The 21,346-nt window shown below is 58.5% G+C and carries 25 protein-coding genes; 16 read left to right on the top strand and 9 right to left on the bottom strand.

The annotated features are described in order from the left end of the window. Positions 1–277 precede the first annotated feature (277 nt). The 10 genes from guaA (at position 278) to TRM7557_RS18765 (ending at position 9,453) form a co-directional block, all read left to right on the top strand. On the top strand, positions 278–1,837 hold the full coding sequence (gene guaA / locus TRM7557_RS18810) for a glutamine-hydrolyzing GMP synthase (protein WP_058291769.1): 1,560 nt from the start codon (positions 278–280) through the stop codon (positions 1,835–1,837). Further along, positions 1,828–2,484 (top strand): YdcF family protein, encoded by a 657-nt coding sequence (locus tag TRM7557_RS18805; protein ID WP_082626663.1) that lies wholly within the window; start codon positions 1,828–1,830, stop codon positions 2,482–2,484. The genes guaA and TRM7557_RS18805 overlap by 10 nt, the downstream gene beginning before the upstream one ends. 11 nt (positions 2,485–2,495) lie before the next feature. Continuing rightward, positions 2,496–2,771 (top strand): putative quinol monooxygenase, encoded by a 276-nt coding sequence (locus tag TRM7557_RS18800; RefSeq protein WP_058291767.1) that lies wholly within the window; start codon positions 2,496–2,498, stop codon positions 2,769–2,771. Continuing rightward, the gene (locus tag TRM7557_RS18795; protein WP_058291766.1) at positions 2,771–3,640 is read left to right on the top strand and encodes a DMT family transporter; all 870 of its coding nucleotides are present in this window, start codon (positions 2,771–2,773) and stop codon (positions 3,638–3,640) included. The genes TRM7557_RS18800 and TRM7557_RS18795 overlap by 1 nt, the downstream gene beginning before the upstream one ends. Before the next feature lie 118 nt (positions 3,641–3,758). Next, complete coding sequence (locus TRM7557_RS18790; RefSeq protein ID WP_058291765.1) at positions 3,759–4,907, top strand: OmpP1/FadL family transporter; 1,149 nt, start codon at positions 3,759–3,761, stop codon at positions 4,905–4,907. Positions 4,908–5,104: 197 nt separating this feature from the next. Further along, positions 5,105–5,971 (top strand): hypothetical protein, encoded by an 867-nt coding sequence (locus TRM7557_RS18785; protein ID WP_058291764.1) that lies wholly within the window; start codon positions 5,105–5,107, stop codon positions 5,969–5,971. Between the two features lie 46 nt (positions 5,972–6,017). Continuing rightward, entirely contained in the window at positions 6,018–6,956 is a 939-nt protein-coding gene (gene metA, locus TRM7557_RS18780) for a homoserine O-acetyltransferase MetA (RefSeq protein WP_058291763.1), read from the top strand. Between the two features lie 6 nt (positions 6,957–6,962). Beyond that, positions 6,963–7,919, top strand: coding sequence for an alpha/beta fold hydrolase (locus TRM7557_RS18775; RefSeq protein ID WP_058291762.1), 957 nt, complete (start codon positions 6,963–6,965; stop codon positions 7,917–7,919). Between the two features lie 57 nt (positions 7,920–7,976). Beyond that, on the top strand, positions 7,977–8,846 hold the full coding sequence (gene ppk2, locus TRM7557_RS18770; RefSeq protein WP_058291761.1) for a polyphosphate kinase 2: 870 nt from the start codon (positions 7,977–7,979) through the stop codon (positions 8,844–8,846). Then, complete coding sequence (locus tag TRM7557_RS18765; protein ID WP_058291760.1) at positions 8,839–9,453, top strand: TetR/AcrR family transcriptional regulator; 615 nt, start codon at positions 8,839–8,841, stop codon at positions 9,451–9,453. Before ppk2 ends, TRM7557_RS18765 begins: the two co-directional genes overlap by 8 nt. A gap of 15 nt (positions 9,454–9,468) precedes the next feature. Here TRM7557_RS18765 and TRM7557_RS18760 read toward each other — a convergent pair whose 3' ends face one another. From TRM7557_RS18760 to TRM7557_RS18735, 6 genes are all read right to left on the bottom strand, one after another. Beyond that, on the bottom strand, positions 9,469–10,533 hold the full coding sequence (locus TRM7557_RS18760) for an adenylate/guanylate cyclase domain-containing protein (RefSeq protein WP_058291759.1): 1,065 nt from the start codon (positions 10,531–10,533) through the stop codon (positions 9,469–9,471). Continuing rightward, positions 10,530–10,892, bottom strand: coding sequence for a group I truncated hemoglobin (locus TRM7557_RS18755; RefSeq protein WP_058291758.1), 363 nt, complete (start codon positions 10,890–10,892; stop codon positions 10,530–10,532). Before TRM7557_RS18755 ends, TRM7557_RS18760 begins: the two co-directional genes overlap by 4 nt. Before the next feature lie 154 nt (positions 10,893–11,046). After that, on the bottom strand, positions 11,047–11,682 hold the full coding sequence (locus tag TRM7557_RS18750; protein ID WP_058291757.1) for a class I SAM-dependent methyltransferase: 636 nt from the start codon (positions 11,680–11,682) through the stop codon (positions 11,047–11,049). 185 nt (positions 11,683–11,867) lie between these two features. Beyond that, entirely contained in the window at positions 11,868–12,353 is a 486-nt protein-coding gene (gene rpsI, locus TRM7557_RS18745; RefSeq protein ID WP_058291756.1) for a 30S ribosomal protein S9, read from the bottom strand. A gap of 6 nt (positions 12,354–12,359) precedes the next feature. Further along, positions 12,360–12,818: a 50S ribosomal protein L13 gene (rplM, locus tag TRM7557_RS18740; protein WP_058291755.1), complete on the bottom strand. Its 459-nt coding sequence runs from the start codon at positions 12,816–12,818 to the stop codon at positions 12,360–12,362. A gap of 164 nt (positions 12,819–12,982) precedes the next feature. Then, positions 12,983–14,386, bottom strand: coding sequence for an aminotransferase-like domain-containing protein (locus TRM7557_RS18735; RefSeq protein WP_058291754.1), 1,404 nt, complete (start codon positions 14,384–14,386; stop codon positions 12,983–12,985). 137 nt (positions 14,387–14,523) lie between these two features. Here TRM7557_RS18735 and TRM7557_RS18730 point away from each other — a divergent pair, with 137 nt between their 5' ends. Continuing rightward, positions 14,524–14,757, top strand: a complete 234-nt coding sequence (locus tag TRM7557_RS18730; protein WP_058291753.1) for a DUF1127 domain-containing protein — start codon at positions 14,524–14,526, stop codon at positions 14,755–14,757. Between the two features lie 78 nt (positions 14,758–14,835). On the opposite strand, the gene TRM7557_RS18725 is transcribed toward TRM7557_RS18730, so the two are convergent. Next, positions 14,836–15,258 carry a PaaI family thioesterase gene (locus TRM7557_RS18725; RefSeq protein ID WP_058291752.1) on the bottom strand — a complete coding sequence of 141 codons (423 nt, stop codon included), beginning with the start codon at positions 15,256–15,258 and terminating at the stop codon, positions 14,836–14,838. A gap of 386 nt (positions 15,259–15,644) precedes the next feature. Here TRM7557_RS18725 and trmFO point away from each other — a divergent pair, with 386 nt between their 5' ends. The 3 genes from trmFO to gluQRS are packed head-to-tail and all read left to right on the top strand — an operon-like array spanning position 15,645 to position 18,474. After that, the gene (gene trmFO, locus TRM7557_RS18720; RefSeq protein ID WP_058291899.1) at positions 15,645–16,988 is read left to right on the top strand and encodes a methylenetetrahydrofolate--tRNA-(uracil(54)-C(5))-methyltransferase (FADH(2)-oxidizing) TrmFO; all 1,344 of its coding nucleotides are present in this window, start codon (positions 15,645–15,647) and stop codon (positions 16,986–16,988) included. Between the two features lie 32 nt (positions 16,989–17,020). Next, positions 17,021–17,629, top strand: coding sequence for a class I SAM-dependent DNA methyltransferase (locus TRM7557_RS18715; RefSeq protein ID WP_058291751.1), 609 nt, complete (start codon positions 17,021–17,023; stop codon positions 17,627–17,629). Further along, entirely contained in the window at positions 17,626–18,474 is an 849-nt protein-coding gene (gluQRS, locus tag TRM7557_RS18710; RefSeq protein WP_058291750.1) for a tRNA glutamyl-Q(34) synthetase GluQRS, read from the top strand. Before TRM7557_RS18715 ends, gluQRS begins: the two co-directional genes overlap by 4 nt. Here the strand turns inward: gluQRS and hisI are convergent, their stop codons facing one another. Next, entirely contained in the window at positions 18,475–18,870 is a 396-nt protein-coding gene (gene hisI / locus TRM7557_RS18705; protein WP_058291749.1) for a phosphoribosyl-AMP cyclohydrolase, read from the bottom strand. Positions 18,871–18,924: 54 nt separating this feature from the next. Between hisI and TRM7557_RS18700 the strand changes: the two genes are divergently transcribed. Continuing rightward, positions 18,925–19,377: an iron-sulfur cluster assembly scaffold protein gene (locus tag TRM7557_RS18700; protein WP_058291748.1), complete on the top strand. Its 453-nt coding sequence runs from the start codon at positions 18,925–18,927 to the stop codon at positions 19,375–19,377. A gap of 57 nt (positions 19,378–19,434) precedes the next feature. Then, on the top strand, positions 19,435–20,859 hold the full coding sequence (locus tag TRM7557_RS18695; protein WP_058291747.1) for a methyl-accepting chemotaxis protein: 1,425 nt from the start codon (positions 19,435–19,437) through the stop codon (positions 20,857–20,859). 249 nt (positions 20,860–21,108) lie between these two features. On the opposite strand, the gene TRM7557_RS20400 is transcribed toward TRM7557_RS18695, so the two are convergent. After that, positions 21,109–21,231: a hypothetical protein gene (locus TRM7557_RS20400; RefSeq protein WP_268873728.1), complete on the bottom strand. Its 123-nt coding sequence runs from the start codon at positions 21,229–21,231 to the stop codon at positions 21,109–21,111. Positions 21,232–21,346 lie beyond the last annotated feature (115 nt).

Genomic DNA, 21,346 nt, shown 5'->3' with positions numbered 1-21,346 from the left:
GCCGCCGGTTCCGGCGTGCAGCGCCAAAGATACGTTTCAATACCCCGAAGCCACGGCACCCCGAAGCCACGGCGAGACCGCAAAACACACCGTCATAAATCTGTTACATTAGAAGTCTGTGTTATGCACCCCGGCGGCGCCAAAGCTCCTGTCGATCCGCGACAGATTATGGTCCAAAGGCGGCTCTGCCGGTGTTCGCGATCTTTTTCGCCCCCAGACCTCTCCCAAGGTCACCAAACCCATTGCAAAATGACCCACGCTCCCCTATGGCCCTGACATGACCGAGACAGCCCATGACCGCCTTCTGATTATAGACTTTGGCAGCCAGGTGACGCAGCTGATTGCGCGTCGCTTGCGCGAGCTGAACGTCTATTGTGAAATTCACCCCTACCAGAATGTGACCATCGAATTTGTGCGTGACTTTGCGCCCAAAGCGGTGATCTTCTCTGGTGGCCCAGACAGTGTGACACGCGAGGGCTCCCCCCGCGCGCCGCAAGAGATCTTTGACCTTGGCGTGCCGATCCTTGGCATCTGCTATGGCCAGCAGGTGATGATGCACCAGCTGGGCGGCAAGGTGGAATCGGGCCACGGCACTGCCGAATTTGGCCGCGCCTTTGTGACGCCCAAGGGCGATCTGTCCATTCTGGATGGCTGGTTCACCGAAGGGGACGAGCAGGTCTGGATGAGCCACGGCGACCATGTCTCTGAAATCGCACCGGGTTTTGAGGTCTATGGCACCTCTCCCAATGCGCCTTATGCCATCACCGCGGACACGTCGCGCAACTTCTATGCGGTTCAGTTCCACCCCGAGGTGCACCACACCCCGCGCGGTGCGAAGCTGTACGAGAACTTTGTCAAACTGGCAGGGTTCGGAGGCGATTGGACCATGGGCGCCTACCGCGAGCAAATGATCGAAAAGATCCGCGAGCAGGTTGGCGACAAGAAAGTCATCTGCGGTCTTTCGGGCGGAGTTGACAGCTCGGTTGCGGCGGTTCTGATCCACGAGGCGATCGGCGACCAGCTGACCTGTGTGTTTGTCGACCACGGTCTGCTGCGCAAGGGTGAGGCCGAAGAGGTCGTCACCATGTTCCGCGACAACTACAACATGCAGCTGATCCACGCCGACGAACAAGAGCTGTTCCTGGGAGAACTGGATGGCCAGTCTGACCCGGAAACCAAGCGCAAGATCATCGGCAAGCTGTTCATTGACGTGTTCCAGAAACACGCCGACACCATTGAGGGCGCGGAGTTCCTGGCGCAGGGCACGCTTTACCCGGATGTGATTGAATCTGTGTCCTTCTCTGGCGGCCCATCGGTCACCATCAAATCCCACCACAATGTGGGCGGCCTGCCTGAAAAGATGGGTCTGAAGCTGGTCGAGCCGCTGCGCGAACTGTTCAAGGACGAGGTCCGCGCCCTGGGTCGCGAGTTGGGCCTGCCCGCGAGCTTTATTGGCCGCCACCCCTTCCCCGGACCGGGTCTGGCGATCCGCTGCCCCGGCGAGATCACCCGCGAAAAGCTCGACATCCTGCGCGAAGCCGACGCCATTTACATCGACCAGATCCGCAAACACGGTCTGTACGATGAGATCTGGCAGGCCTTTGTTGCGATCCTGCCCGTGCGCACCGTAGGTGTGATGGGCGATGGCCGCACCTATGACTACGCCTGCGCCCTGCGGGCTGTGACCTCGGTCGATGGCATGACCGCGGATTACTACCCGTTCACCCATGAATTCCTGGGCGAAACGGCGACGCGGATCATCAACGAAGTCAAGGGCATCAACCGCTGCACCTATGACATCACCTCGAAGCCTCCGGGCACGATCGAGTGGGAATAAGACGCGTCACAGCGCGACTGACAAAGGCCGGGGTTTTCCTCGGCCTTTTGTCCGTTGGGGCGGTTTATGGCTGGACCTTTCTGGATCTCTACCCCGCGCGGTCCGATCTGCGCGCGACAAATACGATTGTCTGCCTAGCCGCAGGATTACAGGACGACGGCAGCCTTGGTCGCTTTACCGAACAACGGGCGCGAAGCTGCATTTCCTTGTATCATCAGGGACTTGCGCCCAAGATTGCATTCACGGGCGGGAACTCGACCCACGCGGCACCGCCCACCGGCCAGCAGATGGCTGCACTGGCTCTGGCCGAAGGGGTTCCGGCCTCGGCCATTGTGATCGAAAACCAATCCGAATCCACACTCCAGAACGCCCTGTTCACACTGCCAAAGCTTGAATCCGTGCGGGGCGTGATCCTTGTCACTGACAGTTTTCACCTGCCCCGATCAGGCCTGTCCTTTCTTTGGGCCGGTGCGCGCGACATTCAGCTGTTTCCGGCATATGACCCATCACAAACTTTGATGCCCGGTCATTGGACAATTGCAATGGAAGCGGTCAAGCTCTGGGCCAATGCGCTGCGGGCACAGGTCTATTCCATGGCTGGCCTTCTGGGTATTCCCGACAGCACCAAAATTCAGATTTTACACTAGAGATCAGACAGATGACCGTCACACTTGAAGGCTACATCGACGTGCCCGAACCCCGGAGATCTGCGATAAAACACGCCCTGCCCGACCACATCCAACACAGCCGCGCAGAACCCGGCTGCCTGCGGTTTGACGTCACCGAAGACACGGATGTGCCGGGCCGGTTCCATGTCAGTGAAACCTTCACGGACGCGGCTGCTTTTGAAGCCCATCAGGCGCGGATAAAAGCGTCGGACTGGGGCCGGATCAGCGCCGGGATTGAACGGCACTATCGGGTGACGGGGCTCTGATGACGGATCTGACACGTGGCGCCTTGTGGATGATCGGCGCAATCCTGTCCTTTACCACCATGGCCATTGCCGGGCGCGAAGCCATGGCGGGTTATGACACATTCGAGCTGATGTCCTATCGCAGCATGGTGGGGGTACTTGTCGTCTGCGTGGTACTGAGCCTGACCAAGAGCTGGCGGAAGGTGAAAACGGACCGGCTGGGCCTGCACCTGCTGCGCAATGGCGCACATTTCACCGGACAAAACCTTTGGTTTCTGGGCATTTCGCTGGCGCCCTTGGCACAGGTTATCACGCTTGAATTCACCTCGCCGATCTGGCTGATCCTGCTGGCGCCGCTGTTTCTGGGCGAACGCCTGACCCCTGCGCGGATGGTTGCGGTGGCTTTGGCTTTTGTCGGGGTTGTGCTGGTTGCCAGACCTGACACGGCGACGCTCAATCTGGGCACCCTGGCAGCCGCGGCCTGCGCGATCTTCTTTGCGATCACAAATATTGCCACCAAACGCCTGACAAAACACGAGGAAACCGCCTCTATCCTGCTCTGGCTGACCACCATGCAGCTGGTCTTTGGTCTGGTGATGGCGGGCTGGGATGGCGAGATGGAGCCGCTGAAATGGGCCTATGCCCTGCCCCTTTTGATGGTCGGCCTTGCAGGTCTGAGCGCGCATTACTGCCTGACCACGGCCCTCAGCCTTGCCCCGGCGGCCACGATCATTCCAATCGATTTTGCACGCCTGCCACTGGTTGCACTTCTTGGTCTGGTTCTGTACGGGGAGCCGATCAATATGGGGTTGATCTTGGGCGGTTCAATGATCTTGGCTGGAAACTACATTAATATTGTATCTTCTCGGCAACAAGTTCGCGCCTCCTGAGACAAACGTCACACAGCTAACGTTTGGTCAACATTGCTCCATTCGCAAGTCTGAATACTGTCGTGTGCCAAGGCTACGCGCAACAATCTTTCGCGCCCCGGCCACGAGGGAGGAAATTATGAAAAACGTCACAGCTGCTTCCGCAGCACTTGCACTGATGTCCACCACTGCGCTCGCCGGCGGTCTGGATCGCAGTGGCCAGCCAATTGGCATCATCTTTGAAGAAGGCACCTATGCCGAATTTGGTTTTGCCATCAGCAACCCGGATGTGTCTGGCACCGATCTTCTGGGCAACGAAACCGGCAATGTTGCAAATAATTTTTCGTCCATTTCGGGTGGCTATAAAACCGACCTGAACGACAAAATGTCTGTGTCGCTGATTTTTGACCAGCCCTTTGGCGTGGATGTCGAATATCCCGGCGGCACCGGCATCACTCCGACACCCGGCGACGACCCGCTTCTGCAGGGCACCATGGCACGCGCGGACTCCAACTCGATTACCGCCCTGCTGCGCTACAAGTTTGACAACAACGTCAGCGTTCACGGTGGTATTCGATACCAAGAAGTGGATGGCGAAGTGACCCTGTCCGGTGACGCCTACAATACAATGCAGCCTGCCTCCGGCTATAATGTCAAAGTCAACAAAGACGGCGCGCTGGGTTGGGTGGCTGGTGCGGCCTATGAAAAGCCTGAAATCGCCCTGCGGGTGGCCTTGACCTATAGCTCTGAAATCGAGCACGACTTTGCCCTAAACGAAACCTTTCCGGCCATTCTGGCCCCGTTCCTTCCCGGCGGCACGAACGAGTTTCCAACCAGCACAAAAACTAAAACGCCACAGTCTGTGAATCTGGACTTCCAGTCCGGCATCGCAAAGGACACCCTGGTCTTTGGCGGTGTCCGCTGGGCGCAACATTCCAAAACCAATCTGATCCCGCCAGCCTTCGGCCGCGATCTCATCGGCCTGGATGACACTTACACTTACACGCTGGGTGTTGGTCGTCGCTTCAATGAAAACTGGTCCGGTTCGCTGGCAGTCATCTATGAAGATGAAGGCGAAGACGATCTGGTATCGCCGCTGGCCCCGACAAATGGCATGAAAGCCATCCGCCTTGGCGTTCAATATAAGACCGACAAGATCAAGGTTCAGGGCGGCCTGCGCTACACCAAAGTGGGCGACGCAATTGCAGCCCCCGGTGACACCGCGGCGGCAAATATGCGCGACAATGACGTGCTCAGCCTTGGCTTCAAGGTCGGCTACTACTTCTAAGTCGGTCCCCGAAAAGACCTGACAGGCCTCGCCTTTTTTTGGCGGGGCCTTTTTCTTTTCCTGCCCGGGCCAACGATTTGCGCCAACCGGGGGCAGATGGTTAAAACGGACATGGCTTTGCCGCTCCTCGCGATTGACGGCGGGCGCATGGTTTCCTAGCAAGGCTGCAAAAGACCAAGAACCTCAAGGTGCACCAAATGCTCTACCCGACCCCGCAGGATTGGCGTGACGCCCCGCGCAAACGCGTTCTCTTCTTTGGCATGTCTGGCCTCGGCAAGACCTATGTCAGCAATATCCTGCGCGGCGCGGGCAGCTGGTTTCACTATTCGATCGATTACCGCATTGGCACGCGCTACATGGGCGAATACATCGCCGACAACGCCAAGGCCGAGGCGATGCAGGTGCCGTTCCTGCGCAATCTCCTGCTGAACGACTCGATCCACATCACCTCGAACATCACCTTTGAAAATCTGGGCGCTGTGGCGGCTTATCTGGGCATGCCCGGCGACCGCGCCAAGGGCGGCATGTGCATCGAGGAATACCGCCGCCGTCAGGACCAGTTCCGCCGGGCCGAGATCGACGCCCTTTTGGACACCGGCTATTTCATTGACCGCGCCGACCACATCTATGGCTACAACAATTTCATCTGTGACACCGGCGGGTCGCTCTGCGAATGGGTCGATGCAAGCGACCCCAATGACCGCATCCTGAACGCGCTGTCGGAACAGACGCTGCTGGTCTGGATCAAAGGCACGGATGATCACACCGCCGAACTGATCCGCCGCTTTGACCGTGCGCCAAAGCCGATGGCCTATCAGCCCGAATTTCTGGACCGTGTCTGGAACGAATATCTGAGCGAAAACAACTTGAAAGAAGACGCGGTTGACCCGGCAGCTTTCCTGCGCTGGACCTATGCGCAGGCGCTTGCGCACCGTCAGCCGCGCTATCAGGCAATTGCCGACCATTGGGGCGTCACCGTGACCGCCGATCAGATCGCGGCAGTGAAAGATGAAGCCGGTTTCGAAGACTTGATCGCATCGGCCCTTGAGGCCCGCGCCACATAGGCCTATTTACAGGGTTCTTTAACTTCGTGCCGCTAAAGGACCCCCTATGCCTATTAAAATTCCAGCCGACCTCCCCGCCTATGACGTTCTGACGAACGAAGGCGTGATGGTGATGTCGCCGGATCAGGCGGCACGTCAGGATATTCGCCCAATGCGCATCGGTCTGTTGAACCTGATGCCCAAGAAGATCCAGACCGAAAACCAATTCGCCCGCCTGATCGGTGCCACGCCGCTGCAGATTGAGCTCACGCTGATCCGCATGACCGAGCACAAGACCAAGAACACCGCTGCCGCCCATATGGCAGAGTTCTATCGCCCCTTTCAGGAGGTGAAGGACGAGAAGTTCGATGGTCTGATCATCACCGGCGCACCGATCGAACATCTGGAGTTCGGCGATGTCACCTATTGGGACGAGCTGCGCGAGATTTTCGAGTGGACCCAGACCAATGTGCACTCCACCTTTGGCGTCTGCTGGGGTGGCATGGCGATGATCAATTATTTCCACGGCATCAAAAAGCACATTTTGGACGCCAAGGCCTTTGGCTGTTTCCGGCACAAGAACCTGCAGCCGACCTCGCGCCTGTTGCGGGGCTTCTCGGATGACTGCGTGATCCCCGTGTCCCGCTGGACCGAAATGCACCAGTCTGAAATCGACGCGGCAGAGGGTCTGACGACGTTGCTGGGCAGCGAAGAGGTCGGCCCCTGTCTGGTCGAAGATCCCGCGCACCGCGCGCTTTATATCTTCAACCACTTTGAATACGACAGCGACACGCTGAAGCAGGAATATGACCGCGACGTGGAAGCCGGGACCGAAATCAACGTGCCGGTGAACTATTATCCGCACGACGATCCCTCTCAGGCGCCGACCAACCGCTGGCGCAGCCACGCGCATCTGCTTTATGGCAACTGGCTGTCCGAGCTTTACCTGACCACGCCTTATGACGTGTCGAAGATCGGCATGGAAACCACGGATTTGCGGGCGTAAATCCCAATGCGGGTGGTGCTGGCAGCAGGGTTTGCGGCGAGTGTTGGTGCGGCTTTGACGGTAAGCGTGCTGGCCAGCCAGCGCGAAGCCCGCGTTATGGCCGCCTACCCACCCGAGGGGCAGTTCCTTGACCTGCCCATGGGCCGTATCCACGTGGTGGAGCGCGGACAGCCGCAAGGCACCGCGCCTGATCTGGTGCTGATCCACGGATCAAACGGGTCGACGCGCGACATGAGCTTTGCACTGGCGCCCGCACTGGAAGATCGCTACCGCATCCTCATGTTCGACCGGCCGGGGCTGGGCTATTCCGACCCGCTGCCGGCCGCCAGCCTTGCGGCGCAGGCCCACGTGTTGCAACAGGCCGCCGCCGCCATGGGCGCAGATCGCCCGCTGGTTCTGGGTCAAAGCTATGGTGGCGCGGTGGCGCTGGCCTGGGCCGTTCACCACCCCGACCATATTGCCGGTGTGATTTCGGTTTCAGGCCCGTCGCACCCGTGGGACACGCCGCTGGATCCGCTCTATCGGCTGACCTCTGGCAAACTGGGCGCAAAATTTATTGTCCCGCTGCTGACGGCCTTTGTCAGTGATGCCTACGCCCGATCGGCGCTGGCGCCGGTCTATGCGCCACAAGCGGTGCCCGACGGTTATGCAGAACATTTTGGGCTGGGGATGAGCCTGCGGCGGTCGTCTTGGCGCAATAATGCCCGACAACGCGCTGATCTGCTGTCAGAAATCCAAGATCTGCAACCACACTACCGGGATCTCACCCTGCCGATTGAAATCATCCATGGCACCGCTGATGTCACCGTCAGTGTGAAAATTCACGGTGAAAAGCTGATCCAGGACACGACCAGCGCGCATCTGACCCGGCTGGAAGCTGTGGGCCACATGCCCCATCAGACCCACCCGCAGGAGGTGGCCGCAGCTGTCGACCGCGCCGCCCAACGTGCGCAATTGCGTTAAGCCGATTAACATCGGATAATGCCAAGTAACAAAACAGCAAAACCGGAGGGCTCAGGCATGACATTGCCATTTGACGGGGCGATCAGCGCCTATTTCGAGGGTGAGGCCCCAAAAGACGTGCGCAAAGCCATCGAGAAGGCCGATAAAGACGACATCCTGACCCCCAGCTATCCGCACGACGACCGCATGTCCCGCAAGGATTATGAGCGCGAGATCGAGGCGCTGCAGATCGAACTGGTCAAGCTTCAGGCCTGGGCCAAAGCGTCGGGCGCGCGGATTGCAATTGTCTTTGAAGGCCGTGATGCCGCTGGCAAAGGCGGTACCATCAAACGCTTTCGCGAAAACCTGAACCCGCGCGGCGCACGGGTTGTTGCGCTGTCCAAACCTTCGGATACCGAGGCGACGCAATGGTATTTCCAGCGCTATATCAAACATCTGCCCGCCGCCGGTGAGATCGTGTTCTTTGACCGCAGCTGGTACAACCGCGGCGTCGTGGAGAAAGTTTTTGGCTTTTGCACTGACAATCAACGCGAACACTTCTTCTCGCAAGTTGTTGATTTTGAACGCATGCTAAGCGACGAAGGCATTATGGTCTTCAAATTTTGGCTGAATGTTGGGCGCGCCGAACAGCTGCGCCGCTTCCTCGCCCGTGAGCAGGATCCGCTGAAGCAGTGGAAACTGTCGTGGATCGATGTTGAGGGGCTGAAACGCTGGGATGCCTATTCCGACGCGATCCGCGAAACCCTGCTTCGGGGACAGAGCCTGCACGCCCCCTGGACGGTTGTGCGGTCTGACGACAAGAAACGTGCGCGCCTCGCCGCCATTCGCCATGTGCTGCACAATGTTGATTACGCGAACAAAAACGAAGACGCCATTGGCACGCAGGACGACAAGATTTGCGGAGGCCCCGAGATCTGGGATGGCTAAACGCGGCTACCACCACGGCAATTTGCGGCAGGCGCTGGTCGAAGCCGCCCTTGGCCTGATTGAAACCAAGGGCCCGACCGGTTTCACCCTGTCCGAGGCTGCAAAACGGGCGGGCGTGACCCCGGCTGCGGTCTATCGTCACTTTGAAGGGCGCGAGGACCTGATCGCAGAGGCAGCGCGTCAGGGCTTTGTGATGTTTGCCGATCTGATGCAACACGCCTACGAGAAATATCAGCCCTCGGCTCTGGCTGCGTTTGAGGCCACGGGGCGGGCCTATTTGGCGTTTGCGCGCAAACATCCAGGCCACTACATCGCCATGTTTGAAAGCGGAATTTCCGTGAACCGCACGCCGGAACTGGCCGAAGCTTCGGCGCGGGCCCGCGGCATTCTGGAACGCGCCGCCGCAGAGCTGAGCCAGCACATCCCCGCCGATCGCCGCCCGCCCGCGTCAATGTTTTCCGCCCATGTCATGGCCATGAGCCATGGCGTCGTAGAGCTGTTTTCGCGCGGTGATCCCGGCGCCCAGTCCCCTTATGCGCCAGAGGATCTTTTGGAAAGTGGCATTGGGATTTACCTGCGCGGCCTTGGCTTGATTGACCCGGATTAAGCGCAGCTTCGTGGATTAGAAAATTGATTTTCCTGCCCTTTTTGCGGAAGGATGTTCGCCTACCACATTGATCAGCTCGACCTCTCCAATGCCTTTCAGATCCGCTGAACCGATCCTTTTGACATCAAACTCGTCCAGCAACGCGTCCTCCATTGTCAGCGGCGCTGCAATTTTCATCGGATGTGCATAGACCTGCAGCCGCGCAGCGAGGTTCACCGCCGGGCCAAAAACATCGTAAACATATTTCTGGATGCCAACCACCGAACCAACAGCCGCGCCGCTGGCCAGACCAATCCGGGCCTGCCACTTGTGCGGGTGGCTTTGGTTGCGCCGCTCGAGGTAACGCAGAAATCGGATCGCACAATGGGCCACGGATGAGGCATGATCCGGCGTCGGTCGCGGCATGCCAGAGACCGCCAGATAAGCGTCGCCAATCGTTTTGATCCGCTCGCAGCCATATTGTTCGACGATGCGGTCGAAGGCGGTAAAGATGTCATTCAGCTCTGACAGGGTAACCGTGGGATCCGTGCGCGAGGCGAAATCGGTAAAGTTCACAAAATCCAGCATCACCACCGACACATCCTGATAGAGCTGCGGCGTGACCACGCCAAACGTCTTGAACTCTTCGTAGACACTGCGCGGCATCAGGTTCAGCAGCAAACGTTCCACCCGGTCCTTTTCCCGCTCCAGCTCCCGCGTATTGCGCTCCACCATGGTGGAATAGCTGTCGATCATACTTTCCAGTTCGCGGATACGGGTGATGTTCTGACATTCCACGACCAGAAGGGGTTCGCCGGTTTCATCCGCGCCAGAGATGTTCACTGCAAAAATCAAGGTGCGCCGCTTGCGTTTGATTGTGATCTCAGAGGAAAACCGCAAGGCACCCTCACCCTGCTCTTTCAGCATTTCCACATCCAGACCCTCTAGCACCTGGTCGAGCCGGGTTTCGGGGTCCGGGGTTCCGAACCATTCCGCGAAGGATTGATTGAAGAACACAAACTGCAGGTCGCGCTGGCGCACCAAGGCGACGCCAACGCCAATGGCCCGCAACAATTGCTCATTGATTGCGGTGATGCTCATGAGGTGGTCACAATGACATGACGCTTGCTGTCCACAGCAGCCAGCGTCGTCTTTATATCGGCCTCGCTCATGCCATGCGCTTCAAGAGCCTCGCATAAGAGGTTTGAAATAAAGTCGAAATCGGCGTGACCTATGTCCAGCGTGCGATGCACAGCCAAAAGCCGGTCATCATTGAAGGACACCGGCCCCCCCAGCAAAGACGATATGAATTTGGTCTGGTGGTCGACCAAACGTGGCAAATCCACGTCCTCAAAAAAGCCGCCGACCTCGTCGGAATCCAACACCAGATCATAAAACGTCATGACGATGCGGCTGACGGTTTTGAACCCGCCGTATTTGTCATAGAGGGTTTGAGACATGAAAACGCTACCTTGAAACACAAACAGATAGCTTAATGATACCTTATTTCATGCACCCTGTTAATGCACGCGGCCAGCAGACCAGCGGCCCACGGAAAAAGGGCCGCCGATTTGGGCGCCCCGCCTCTGTATCGGGCTGCCCGACACCGAAGGATTAATCCGCCACCTTGGTCACATAGACCTGCCCAAGCGGCGCACTGAGAAGCCGCACCTTGCGGAAGAAAATATTGGTAAAAGCATCGATCGCCATTTTGGGACAGCGCAGCGGGTCGCGCCCCTGCGGCAGATCTTCGGCCCAGAGGTAGTCATCAAAGGCAATGCACCCGCCGATCCTGCACAGCTTGAACGCCAGAAGTGCGTCCAGCATCACATCCGGCGCCTGATGGGACCCATCCACATAGACGAAATCAAACGTCCCACCGTGGCCGTCCGCCAGCAATCTGGCCAGTTGAATATCTGATGTCCCCTTGAGCTTGGTCACGGTGCTGGGCTTGGACGCCAGCATTTGTGCCTGCGCAATATTGTGGTCAAACCGCGCCTCGACCGACACCATGTCTACGGCGGCGTCCTGATGCTCGACCCCACCTTCCCAGGTGTCGACGCAGAACAGCGCCATCTTTTCGCACCAATGGTTGGTGCCGATCAAATAGCTGGCAGAGGCCCCTTCGTAGGACCCGATTTCGAGCACCTTTTGTGGTTTCACCTGCGGAATCAAGCTCTTCCAGTTTTGCAGGGCCGTCAGAGAGAACCAGTTGTTGGTGAATTCAAAGTTCGGGGTGGAGCCGTCCATTTTGCTGTCCTCTGTCCAAGTCTGTCATCCTAGCGCATGCGCTCAAAAGGCTGTCGCAACAGGGATAAGAGGAATTCGTTTCAAATTGCTTGCACCGTCACGGGCAAAAAAACTTAACCCCCAACAGAAAAAGGGCCCGCAAACTGCGGACCCTTTCGAAAACCTGTGCAGGTCTCGACAGCGAATTAACGCTTGGAGAACTGGAAGGAACGACGCGCTTTGCGGCGGCCGAATTTTTTACGCTCAACCACACGAGAGTCGCGGGTGAGGAAGCCAGCGGCTTTCAGAGCGCCACGCAGGGACGGTTCATAGAGCTGCAGAGCTTTGGAGATGCCGTGCTTGACCGCGCCCGCTTGACCGGACAGGCCGCCGCCTTTGACGGTTGCGTAGACGTCGAATTCGCCTTCCACACCGGCCACGCCGAACGGCTGACGCACGATCAGCTGCAGAACGGGACGAGCGAAGTATTTGTTCATCTCTTTGCCGTTCACTTCGATCTTGCCGGAACCCGGCTTGATCCAAACACGGGCAACAGCGTCTTTACGCTTACCGGTCGCGTATGCGCGGCCCAGTTCGTCACGAACCGGCTCACGGGGGGCCAGTTCTTCGGCTGCAACTTCAACGCCTGCGACAGCGCCCAGCTCTTCGAGAGTAGTGATCTGATCAGACATCTGTCATTAGCTCCGGGTGTTTTTCTTGTTCATGGATTTCACATCCAGAACTTCGGGGCTCTGTGCGTCGTGGCCGTGCTCGGTGCCGGCGTAGATGCGCAGGTTGGTCATTTGCTTGCGCGCCAGGCGGTTGCCCGGCAGCATGCGTTTCACAGCTTGGTAGACAACGCGCTCAGGGTGGTCGCCGTCCAGAATCTGCTGTTTGGTGCGGGATTTGATGCCGCCCGGGTGACCGGTGTGCCAGTAGAAGTTTTCTTCACGCTTCTTGCCGGTCATCTGGATCTTGTCAGCGTTGATCACGATGACGTTGTCGCCCATGTCCATGTTCGGAGTGAAGGAAGGCTTGTGCTTACCGCGCAGGCGGGTGGCAACGATCGCAGCAAGACGGCCCAGCACCACGCCCTCGGCGTCGATGATGATCCACTTCTTGTCGATGTCTGCCGGAGTAGCAGAGAAGGTTTTCATGTCAGGTCAATCCTGTTTGGGTGATGGACCGAGTCACCAAAGGCGCCCTGTCCGAATTCGATGGAGGGTGTCTAAAGCCGGACGCGGGTAAGGTCAACACGTGGAAAACATAAATAATCGTTTGTTTTCACCGGTTTATAAAATAGGTATTATTTTACCCCACATCAAACGCTGATTTGTTCTGGCGGATTGGCCAAAAGGCTGCGCAGACGCAGCATTGCGGTCTCGAACCGCTCTAGTGTGACGTGACCGTTGACGGCAATCCGCACGGCATTGGGCGCACGACCATCGCGCAGGGCAAATTCATCGGCCGACCGCAGCTGCACCCCTTGGGCTTCGGCGGCGCGGGTAAAGGCGGCGGCGCGCCAGCCCGACGGCAGCCGCAGCCACAGAAACGGCACCTGATCATCCCAGGTCAGCTCGTAACCGCCCAGAGCATTCACCGCGACGCGCACGTATTTGGCCATTTCTTCGCGCACCTCGACCACCATCTGACGGGCACGCGGGTCCGACAGCAACAGGCGGGTGACCTCGGCCAGCGGTTGCGCCAGGCCGAAATAGCCATATTCCGCCGCCCGGCGCAGATCTGCAGATTTGCCTTTGGGGGCCACAGCAAAGCCCACCCGCAGCGACGGCGTCAGAGATTTCGAGATCGAGGTCACATGCCAGCCAATATCCGGCGCCAATGCGCGATAGCTGGGGGCCCGGGCCACGCCCATGCGGTAACAATCGTCCTCGACGATCTGCACATTATACTTGCGGCAGACCTCGAGGATCTCCTGACGGCGTTCCAGTGGCGTATAGGTGCCGGTCGGATTGTGCACTTCCGGACTGGTACAAAGAACTGTGGCGCCGGACTTGCGGATCGCCTCCTCAAGCGCGGCGGGTACAATCCCATGTGTATCCATCCCCACGCCCTGAACCTTGGCCCGCAGCATCTCAGCGGCGCGGCGGAAGCCCGCGTAGGACAGGTCTTCGACCAGAATAACCGGATGCGCCTCGCGCAGAATGGCCTGCAGGACGGTCATGATCCCGTTCTGACCGCCATGTGTCATAACAATATCTTCCTGCGTCAACGGCCCCAGTGGCAAGTCCGCCAACCAGTCGACGATGGCCTCGCGCACCGGCGCATAGGCGTCGCGGGTCGGGTAGTTGAGCAATGACAGCCGATCCATATCCGCAGTCTTCCGCAGGATTTCCCGGATCAGCCCCACCTGCCCCACATCCACCAGCCTGGGGGAAAAAAGGCTGACATGGTCGGGGTTTGCGGCCTCTAGCAAATGCAACTGACGGGACCAAACGTCGTCCTGCACGGCGGTTTCGCGCTCTGCCACAAAGGTGCCGCGGCCGACTTCGGCCATCAGCACGCCTTCATCTGTCAGAATGGTATAGGCCCGCGCCACGGTGCCCGGTGTGATCTTGAGCTGGTAGGCCAGTTCCCGAACCGGCGGCAGTTTTGCGCCGATCTGCAATGTACCATTTTCCACCGCCGAACGTATTGTATCCGCCACACGGCGGTACTTTGGCCCCGGTTTTTCGGCCAATGTGCTGGTCCAAATTGTACCCATTACAATCCCCAGTTAGACAGATCGTAACAAAATTAGTACATGAATTGCATCAATGCAACCGCATTGTATCAATACAAAACACACAAAGCAACATGCACAGAGATTTCTCAGACCTTAGACATTAAGTGAGCAAGACCATGACCAATGTACTCCGTACCCCGCCTTCGAACCTGACCTATCTGACCAGCCAGCCGGTTCTGCCGGTTGCCGCACAGATGGCGATCAGCGTTGCGGTACTGGTGACGAAATGGTCCGCGCGAAAACGGTCGCGCCGCGCGCTTGCAGAGCTCAGCCCGGAACAGCTCCGGGACATCGGGGTGACCGCCAAGGAAGCCCACATCGAAGCCTCTCTTCCGTTCTGGAAACCCTGATATCCCCGGTTTCCAGAACCAACTTTATGGCCGGGTCCTGCACCCGGCCCTTTTTCAGCGCCACTGTTCAGACCAAGATCACCGTTTCGGCGGGATCGAATAGGTCATGGTTGAGCGCGCAACCGGCGCCGCGCCGCCTTCAGAATAGATCAGCACATCACCCACCGCCAGGCTGCGCCCAAGTTTAAGCAGGCGCCCCTCTGCGATCAGATCACGCCCGCCCTCCGGCTTGCGCATGAAGTCAAAGCTTGCATTGGTGGTCACCGCCAGCGCCTCGCGCCCCAGATGCCCCAGCACCAGGGCATAGACAGTCACATCAGCGAGCCCGAACATCGACGGCCCCGACACCGTTCCGCCGGGACGCAAATGCTGCTCTTGCACCCGCATCCGCATCCGAACACCCCCAGGATCAAGCGACTCAATAACGAATTGACCGTCGATCTGTGGAAAGACCTCGGCCAGGTAGGTCGTTAAATCTGCACCCGTTAGCTTCAGTTCCATTTACGGCCCCTCCTGCGCAATTTTGACCAGTTTGCCCAAGTTAGAGACGGGGTGGCAACGAGGACGTCGCGGCTTTTGCGATGGCTTAAACAGGAGGATCCGTAAAAAAACCCTGAGAATTTTAGGAAAATTCAGGCTTTGTTTACCACTCGCGATTTATTGTTTCCATATTGAGGCTATGAATATGGGCAAGACCATGGCAAAAGTGGGGCACGCCATACGGCGGCCACATTTACGGGCTGCGGCAGTCGGATCGTCCCTCCTACCGGATCTCTCTCACCGGTTCTGACAATCCTTGACGCTGCGGCCCGAAAATATCCCCTCAATCCCCCTTAATCGGCCTGTGAAATGTTGCGCGCATGCGCGCCCTGCCCTATGTGCAGCGCATGGATAAAAAGCTTCATATTGTTGGCGGCGGCATGGCCGGTGCGGAGGCCGCCTGGCAGGCGGCCAAAATGGGTGTTGATGTGGTGATCCACGAAATGCGCCCCAAGGTGGAAACCTTTGCCCACCAGACCGGCAATCTGGCCGAGATGGTGTGCTCGAACTCCTTCCGCTCGGATGATGACGAACAGAACGCTGTTGGCCTGTTGCATTGGGAAATGCGCGCCGCAGATGGCATTATTATGAACACCGCTGCAGAACACCGCCTGCCCGCAGGTGGCGCGCTGGCTGTGGACCGGGACCCGTTTGCGGAAACTGTGACCGCGAAGTTGAAATCCTTGCCCAATGTCACTGTTTCTTATGAAGAAATCACTGACCTGCCCGAGGATGGCCACTGGATCTTTGCCACCGGCCCGCTGACCTCTCCGGCGCTGGGGGAAGCCATTCAGGCGGAAACCGGCGCAGAGCGTCTGGCGTTTTTTGATGCCATCGCCCCCATCGTCTATGCCGACAGCATCGACATGTCGCAGGCGTGGATGCAGTCGCGCTATGACAAGGGCGAAACCGAGGAAGAGCGCACCGCTTACCTCAACTGTCCGATGACCAAGGACCAATACGAGGCTTTCATCGACGCGCTTCTGGCCGCGGATAAGACCGAGTTCCACGAAGGCGAAACCGCAGGTTACTTTGACGGCTGCCTTCCGATCGAGGTGATGGCAGAACGTGGTCGTGAAACCCTGCGCCATGGCCCGATGAAACCCGTGGGCCTGACCAATCCGCATAAACTTGACGAAAAAGCCTGGGCCGTGGTGCAGCTGCGCCGCGACAATGCGCTGGGAACGCTGTTCAATATCGTAGGTTTCCAGACCAAGATGAAATACGGCGCCCAAACCGAGGTTTTCCGGATGATCCCCGGCCTTGAAAATGCCCAATTTGCCCGCCTTGGCGGCATTCACCGCAACACCTTCCTGAACTCCCCCACACTTCTGGACAATCAAATGCGCCTGAAGTCGAAACCGCATATTCGGTTTGCCGGGCAAGTGACGGGTGTTGAGGGATATGTGGAAAGTGCCGCGATGGGGCTGCTGGCCGGCCGGATGGCGGCGGCTGAGATGCTGGGCAAAGAGATCCCCGACGTGCCGCAAGACAGCGCCATGGGCGCCCTGATCCACCACATCACCGGCGGTGCGGAGGCGAAAACCTTCCAGCCGATGAATGTGAACTTTGGCCTGTTCCGCCCGGTGGATGGCCTCAAGGGGGGACGCCGCGGCCGCAAGGACCGCTACAAAGCCTATACCGACCGCGCAAAAGCCGAGTGGTCGGCCTGGCTCGCGCACTTTAATTGACGCATCCGGTCATGGCCCGCTAGGCTTGGGCCATGACCAAAAAATTCCTGAACAAGACCTATGGGCTGACCACGCCCGAGGATCTTCTGGCGCATTATAACGCCTGGGCCGAAAGCTATGATGCCGAAGTGGGCGACAATGGCTATGCCACGCCCGGCCGCATTGCAGCGGCGCTTTGGGCGCAATACCCTGATCCTTTTCTGGACATTCTGGATTTTGGCTGCGGCACCGGGCTGAGCGGTCTGGCGCTGCGCGCGGTGGGATTTGAGACCGTGGATGGCACGGATCCCTCGCCCGAGATGCTGGCCCAGGCCAAGGCCAAAGAGGCCTATCGCACGCTCACGCCGCTGAACATCAACAAGCCGCTGACCGATGGCGCCTATCCGGTCATTGTCGGCTGCGGCGTGCTCAGCACCGGGGCCGCGCCGCCGGAAACCTTTTCGACGATTATGAAAGCCCTTCCGCGCGGTGGGCTGTTTGCTTTTTCCCTGAATGATCATGCGCTTGCAGACCCGGCCTATACCCAAGCCATCAATGAGTGGCTTGATTGTGGGGCGGCGCGGTTGCTATTTAAGGACTATGGCGCGCACCTGCCCGGTGCGGACCTGAAATCCGAAGTCTATGTGATTGAAAAAGCGTGACATTCACCACCAGATTTGCCCCTTCACCGACCGGTCCCCTGCATTTGGGGCACGCCTATTCTGCATTGCTGGCACAGAGCCTTGCCGCACGTGCCGGCGGCCAGTTTCTGCTGCGGATCGAGGACATTGACCAGTCGCGTGCCCGCCCAGAGTGGGAAGCGCAGATTTACGAGGATCTGGCGTGGCTGGGGCTGAGCTGGCCGACGCCCGTGATGCGGCAATCAGACCGGCTGTCGCGATACAGATCAGCGCTGGCTCAGCTGACCGAGATGGGGCTGACCTACCCTTGCCGCTGCAATCGCGCGGATATTGAGGCCGCCGCTGGCGCACCGCAGGAAGGCGTGCCGCAGTTTGGCCCCGATGGGCGGATCTATCCCGGCACCTGTCGGGGACGCAAAGGCGAAGAACCGGGGGCAAACGATGTTATCCGCCTCAACCTCGAGAAGGCCCTCACGCAGGTGGGAAAAGTAAACTTTACCGAGGAAGGTGAAGGGCTTGCAGGTCGTTATGAAATTTCAGCTGAGCAACTTTTGACCGAGGTCGGCGACATTATTCTGGTGCGCCGCAATATGGGCAGCTCGTACCATCTGAGCGTCGTGGTCGATGATGCCGACCAAGGGATCACCCACGTCACCCGCGGCGCGGATCTGTTTGAGGCCACGCAAGTTCATGTGCTGCTGCAAAAATTGCTGGCGCTGCCGACACCCGTCTACCATCACCATCCGCTGATCCGGGACGAGGCAGGCAAACGGCTGGCCAAACGTGACGACGCCCGCGCCATTGCCAAATTCCGCGACGACGGCGCAAGCCCCAAAGACATTCGTGAAATGGTCGGTCTAACCTGATCAGACCATCGGCTTCATCAGCTCGACCTCATCACCGGCGCGCACGGCCGTGTAGAAACAGCTGCGGCGGTTGGTGTGGCAGGCAGGGCCCTTTTGCGTGACCAGCGCCAGCAGCGCGTCGCGGTCGCAATCGACGCGGAAATCCACAAGGTGCTGCACGTGGCCCGAGGTCTTGCCCTTGACCCAAAACGCCTGACGAGACCGCGACCAATAGGTGACCTCGCCTGTTTCCAGAGTCTTTTCGATGCTTTCGGCATTCATCCAGGCCATCATCAGGATCTCGCCGCTTTTGTGATCCTGCGCGATGCAAGGCACCAATCCTGCTTCGTTATACTTCAACGAGGACACATCGAATTTCGTGGCGTTTTCCATAGCAAAGACCTTTTGCTCTTTCATCTCGCGCCCTATGTAAGGGGAACGGCAAGAAAGAAAAACCCTGAGGGACCGGATATGTCTGGCGAAACCGACCTGATCAAGCTCTATTCGACAAAAATTCTGGGGCTCGCTGCGGACATCCCCCATCAGGCGCGGCTGGACAGCCCGGATGCCACAGTAAAACGCCGGTCGCCCCTGTGCGGGTCAACAGTGACGGTGGATGTGGTTCTGGACGACGGGCGCGTGGCGCAGTTTGGGCAGGACGTGAAGGCCTGCGCGCTGGGTCAGGCGGCGGCGTCGGTTGTGGGCGGTGCAGTTATTGGCCGATCACTGGAAGAACTGTCCACGGCCCGCGACCAGCTGAAAGCCATGCTCACCGCAGATGGCCCGACCCCGGATGCCCCTTTTGACGGGCTCGAAGTGCTGTCGCCCGCACGGGAATTCCGCAATCGCCATGCCTCCATCCTGCTGGCGCTGGACGCCACGGTTGAGGCCGTTGAGACCGCAAAACAGGCAAATTGCGCTTAATTGAATGTAAAACTTTAGGCTCCACCCTGATGGGTAGAAGTAAAGAGTGGAGCCCAAATGCACGCCCGTCACGACTTTTCCGACACTGTGCCCGCCGAAACCCTGGCACAGGAAGACGGCCTGAATGACATTGCCAAGCTGTCTTCCCAGCTTGGCTTCGAGATTGCGGATGTCGCTGGGTTTCTGGATGATCTTGAGACCAAGGCCGAAACGCAGAAAACCAATCTTAACGCATTGAAACAGGGCGCCACCAAAGTGGTCGAGTCAAACGGGCGCATGATGCAGACCGTCTCGGAGGTTTCTGACGCGGTGACGCAGATGATCACCTCTGTGGAACACTCTGCGCAATCGGTGCGCAGCGGCAGTCAAAGCACCACGGAAATGGCGGAATGGGTCAATGACCTGAGCGGACGGACCGAGGCCGTCACCGACGCGGTCACAGCCATGCGATCCGACAATGCGCAGATTTCTTCTATCGCGTCGCAAGTGAACATCCTCGCCATCAATGCCAAAATCGAAGCCGCCCGCGCCGGCGCGGCCGGGCGTGGCTTTGCGGTCGTGGCAGAGGCCATCAACGAACTGGCCCTGCGCACCCAGACCGCAGCCGAACAGATCAGCGGCAATATCAATACTTTGGCCGATTGGATCGAAGGGTTGCAAACACAGTCCTTTGAAGTCGCCGCAACCGCCAAAACCGTTCTGGAGCAATCCCAGGACACGGATCGGGCACTGGCTGACATTGAAACACATATGCAGCAGGTCGCCAGCCGCAATACCGAAATCGGCAGCGAGGCGCAGAGTGTTCAGGGCACGGTTGAGGCCTTTCAAACCGACATCGGCGCCATTGGCGCCTCCGTCGATGAGACCAGCACCGGCATCCACGCGACACATGAACGGGTGGAGCAGCTGATCAGCGTGTCAGAGCAACTGGTTCAGGGCACGGTGGCTTTGGGGGGCCGTTCTTCGGATGGGAAGTTCATCGACCATGTAATCGCCTCTGCTCAGGAAATCAGCGAAAGATTTTCGCAGGCCGTCGCGGAAGGCGCGATCAGCCGGGATGATCTGTTCGACCGCAAATACAAACCCATTGGCGGCACCGATCCACAGCAGCTCATGGCAAAATTCACCCCGCTTACGGATCGGCTGCTACCAGAGATTTTGGAAAAAGCCCTCGATCTTGACCCGCGCGTGGTGTTCAGCGCCGCCGTTGACACAAATGGCTATCTGCCGACGCATAACAAGAAATTTTCGCACCCCCCCTCGGCTGATCCAGTGTGGAACATGGCCAATTGCCGCAACCGGCGGATCTTTGATGACCGTGTCGGCCTAAAGGCCGGGCGCAGCACCGGTGCCTTCCTGTTGCAGGTCTACCGACGCGATATGGGGGGCGGCGAATTTGTCCTGATGAAAGACCTTTCCGCCCCAATCAAAGTGGAAGGACGCCATTGGGGTGGCCTGCGGCTGGCCTATAAGATCCAGTAAAAAAAGCCGCCGCGCATCCGGGCAGATGGCGGCGGCAGTGCAGCGACTTCATGCGGGACCCGGGTCGCGCCAACATCAGCATGACTGATGCGGGATCCACGGGCGGAAGATCCCTTTGGGACATAGGCAGGGCGCGCCCGGCATGAAAACGCGAAGAACCAAGAAACTAATGAAGAAAATCAATTAGCAGCCGCAAAGGGCCATCGCAGGCATATCGGCATGCCAAAGACGCCGTGCCGTCGACTTTGTTTACACAAGGCTCGGCAAATGCAGCGCCACGACAAGCATCACCACCAGCGCAGCAGCGCCGGCAATATCCTGCAGCAATGTGGATTGTGCATTGCGAACGGTCGATTTGATCTGGGCCACCATACTCTCTCTCCTCTGCTCTGTCGGGCGGCTGTGCCGCTTGTTGCCTATTTGTTCTCATTTACCCCGATTCGAGTAAAGAACTTTTTAGGAACATTTGCGAACAAAATTGAGAACA

Source organism: Tritonibacter multivorans (genome assembly GCF_001458415.1).
In the GTDB taxonomy this organism is placed as follows: domain Bacteria; phylum Pseudomonadota; class Alphaproteobacteria; order Rhodobacterales; family Rhodobacteraceae; genus Epibacterium; species Epibacterium multivorans.
This window is presented reverse-complemented; position numbering and strand designations above follow the sequence as displayed.

Bases quoted from the DNA above. Each gene is read 5' to 3' on its own strand.
- TRM7557_RS18725 (WP_058291752.1), bottom strand. From the start codon at position 15,258: ATGGAACTGAAGCTAACGGGTGCAGATTTAACGACCTACCTGGCCGAG.
- TRM7557_RS18700 (WP_058291748.1), top strand. From the start codon at position 18,925: ATGTCTGGCGAAACCGACCTGATCAAGCTCTATTCGACAAAAATTCTG.
- TRM7557_RS18715 (WP_058291751.1), top strand. From the start codon at position 17,021: ATGACCAAAAAATTCCTGAACAAGACCTATGGGCTGACCACGCCCGAG.
- TRM7557_RS18695 (WP_058291747.1), top strand. From the start codon at position 19,435: ATGCACGCCCGTCACGACTTTTCCGACACTGTGCCCGCCGAAACCCTG.
- TRM7557_RS18795 (WP_058291766.1), top strand. From the start codon at position 2,771: ATGACGGATCTGACACGTGGCGCCTTGTGGATGATCGGCGCAATCCTG.
- metA (WP_058291763.1), top strand. From the start codon at position 6,018: ATGCCTATTAAAATTCCAGCCGACCTCCCCGCCTATGACGTTCTGACG.
- hisI (WP_058291749.1), bottom strand. From the start codon at position 18,870: ATGAAAGAGCAAAAGGTCTTTGCTATGGAAAACGCCACGAAATTCGAT.
- TRM7557_RS18785 (WP_058291764.1), top strand. From the start codon at position 5,105: ATGCTCTACCCGACCCCGCAGGATTGGCGTGACGCCCCGCGCAAACGC.
- rpsI (WP_058291756.1), bottom strand. From the start codon at position 12,353: ATGTCTGATCAGATCACTACTCTCGAAGAGCTGGGCGCTGTCGCAGGC.
- ppk2 (WP_058291761.1), top strand. From the start codon at position 7,977: ATGACATTGCCATTTGACGGGGCGATCAGCGCCTATTTCGAGGGTGAG.
- TRM7557_RS18760 (WP_058291759.1), bottom strand. From the start codon at position 10,533: ATGAGCATCACCGCAATCAATGAGCAATTGTTGCGGGCCATTGGCGTT.
- TRM7557_RS18790 (WP_058291765.1), top strand. From the start codon at position 3,759: ATGAAAAACGTCACAGCTGCTTCCGCAGCACTTGCACTGATGTCCACC.
- TRM7557_RS18750 (WP_058291757.1), bottom strand. From the start codon at position 11,682: ATGGACGGCTCCACCCCGAACTTTGAATTCACCAACAACTGGTTCTCT.
- TRM7557_RS18775 (WP_058291762.1), top strand. From the start codon at position 6,963: ATGCGGGTGGTGCTGGCAGCAGGGTTTGCGGCGAGTGTTGGTGCGGCT.
- TRM7557_RS18800 (WP_058291767.1), top strand. From the start codon at position 2,496: ATGACCGTCACACTTGAAGGCTACATCGACGTGCCCGAACCCCGGAGA.
- trmFO (WP_058291899.1), top strand. From the start codon at position 15,645: ATGGATAAAAAGCTTCATATTGTTGGCGGCGGCATGGCCGGTGCGGAG.
- TRM7557_RS20400 (WP_268873728.1), bottom strand. From the start codon at position 21,231: ATGGTGGCCCAGATCAAATCGACCGTTCGCAATGCACAATCCACATTG.
- TRM7557_RS18730 (WP_058291753.1), top strand. From the start codon at position 14,524: ATGACCAATGTACTCCGTACCCCGCCTTCGAACCTGACCTATCTGACC.
- TRM7557_RS18765 (WP_058291760.1), top strand. From the start codon at position 8,839: ATGGCTAAACGCGGCTACCACCACGGCAATTTGCGGCAGGCGCTGGTC.
- guaA (WP_058291769.1), top strand. From the start codon at position 278: ATGACCGAGACAGCCCATGACCGCCTTCTGATTATAGACTTTGGCAGC.
- TRM7557_RS18755 (WP_058291758.1), bottom strand. From the start codon at position 10,892: ATGTCTCAAACCCTCTATGACAAATACGGCGGGTTCAAAACCGTCAGC.
- TRM7557_RS18735 (WP_058291754.1), bottom strand. From the start codon at position 14,386: ATGGGTACAATTTGGACCAGCACATTGGCCGAAAAACCGGGGCCAAAG.
- rplM (WP_058291755.1), bottom strand. From the start codon at position 12,818: ATGAAAACCTTCTCTGCTACTCCGGCAGACATCGACAAGAAGTGGATC.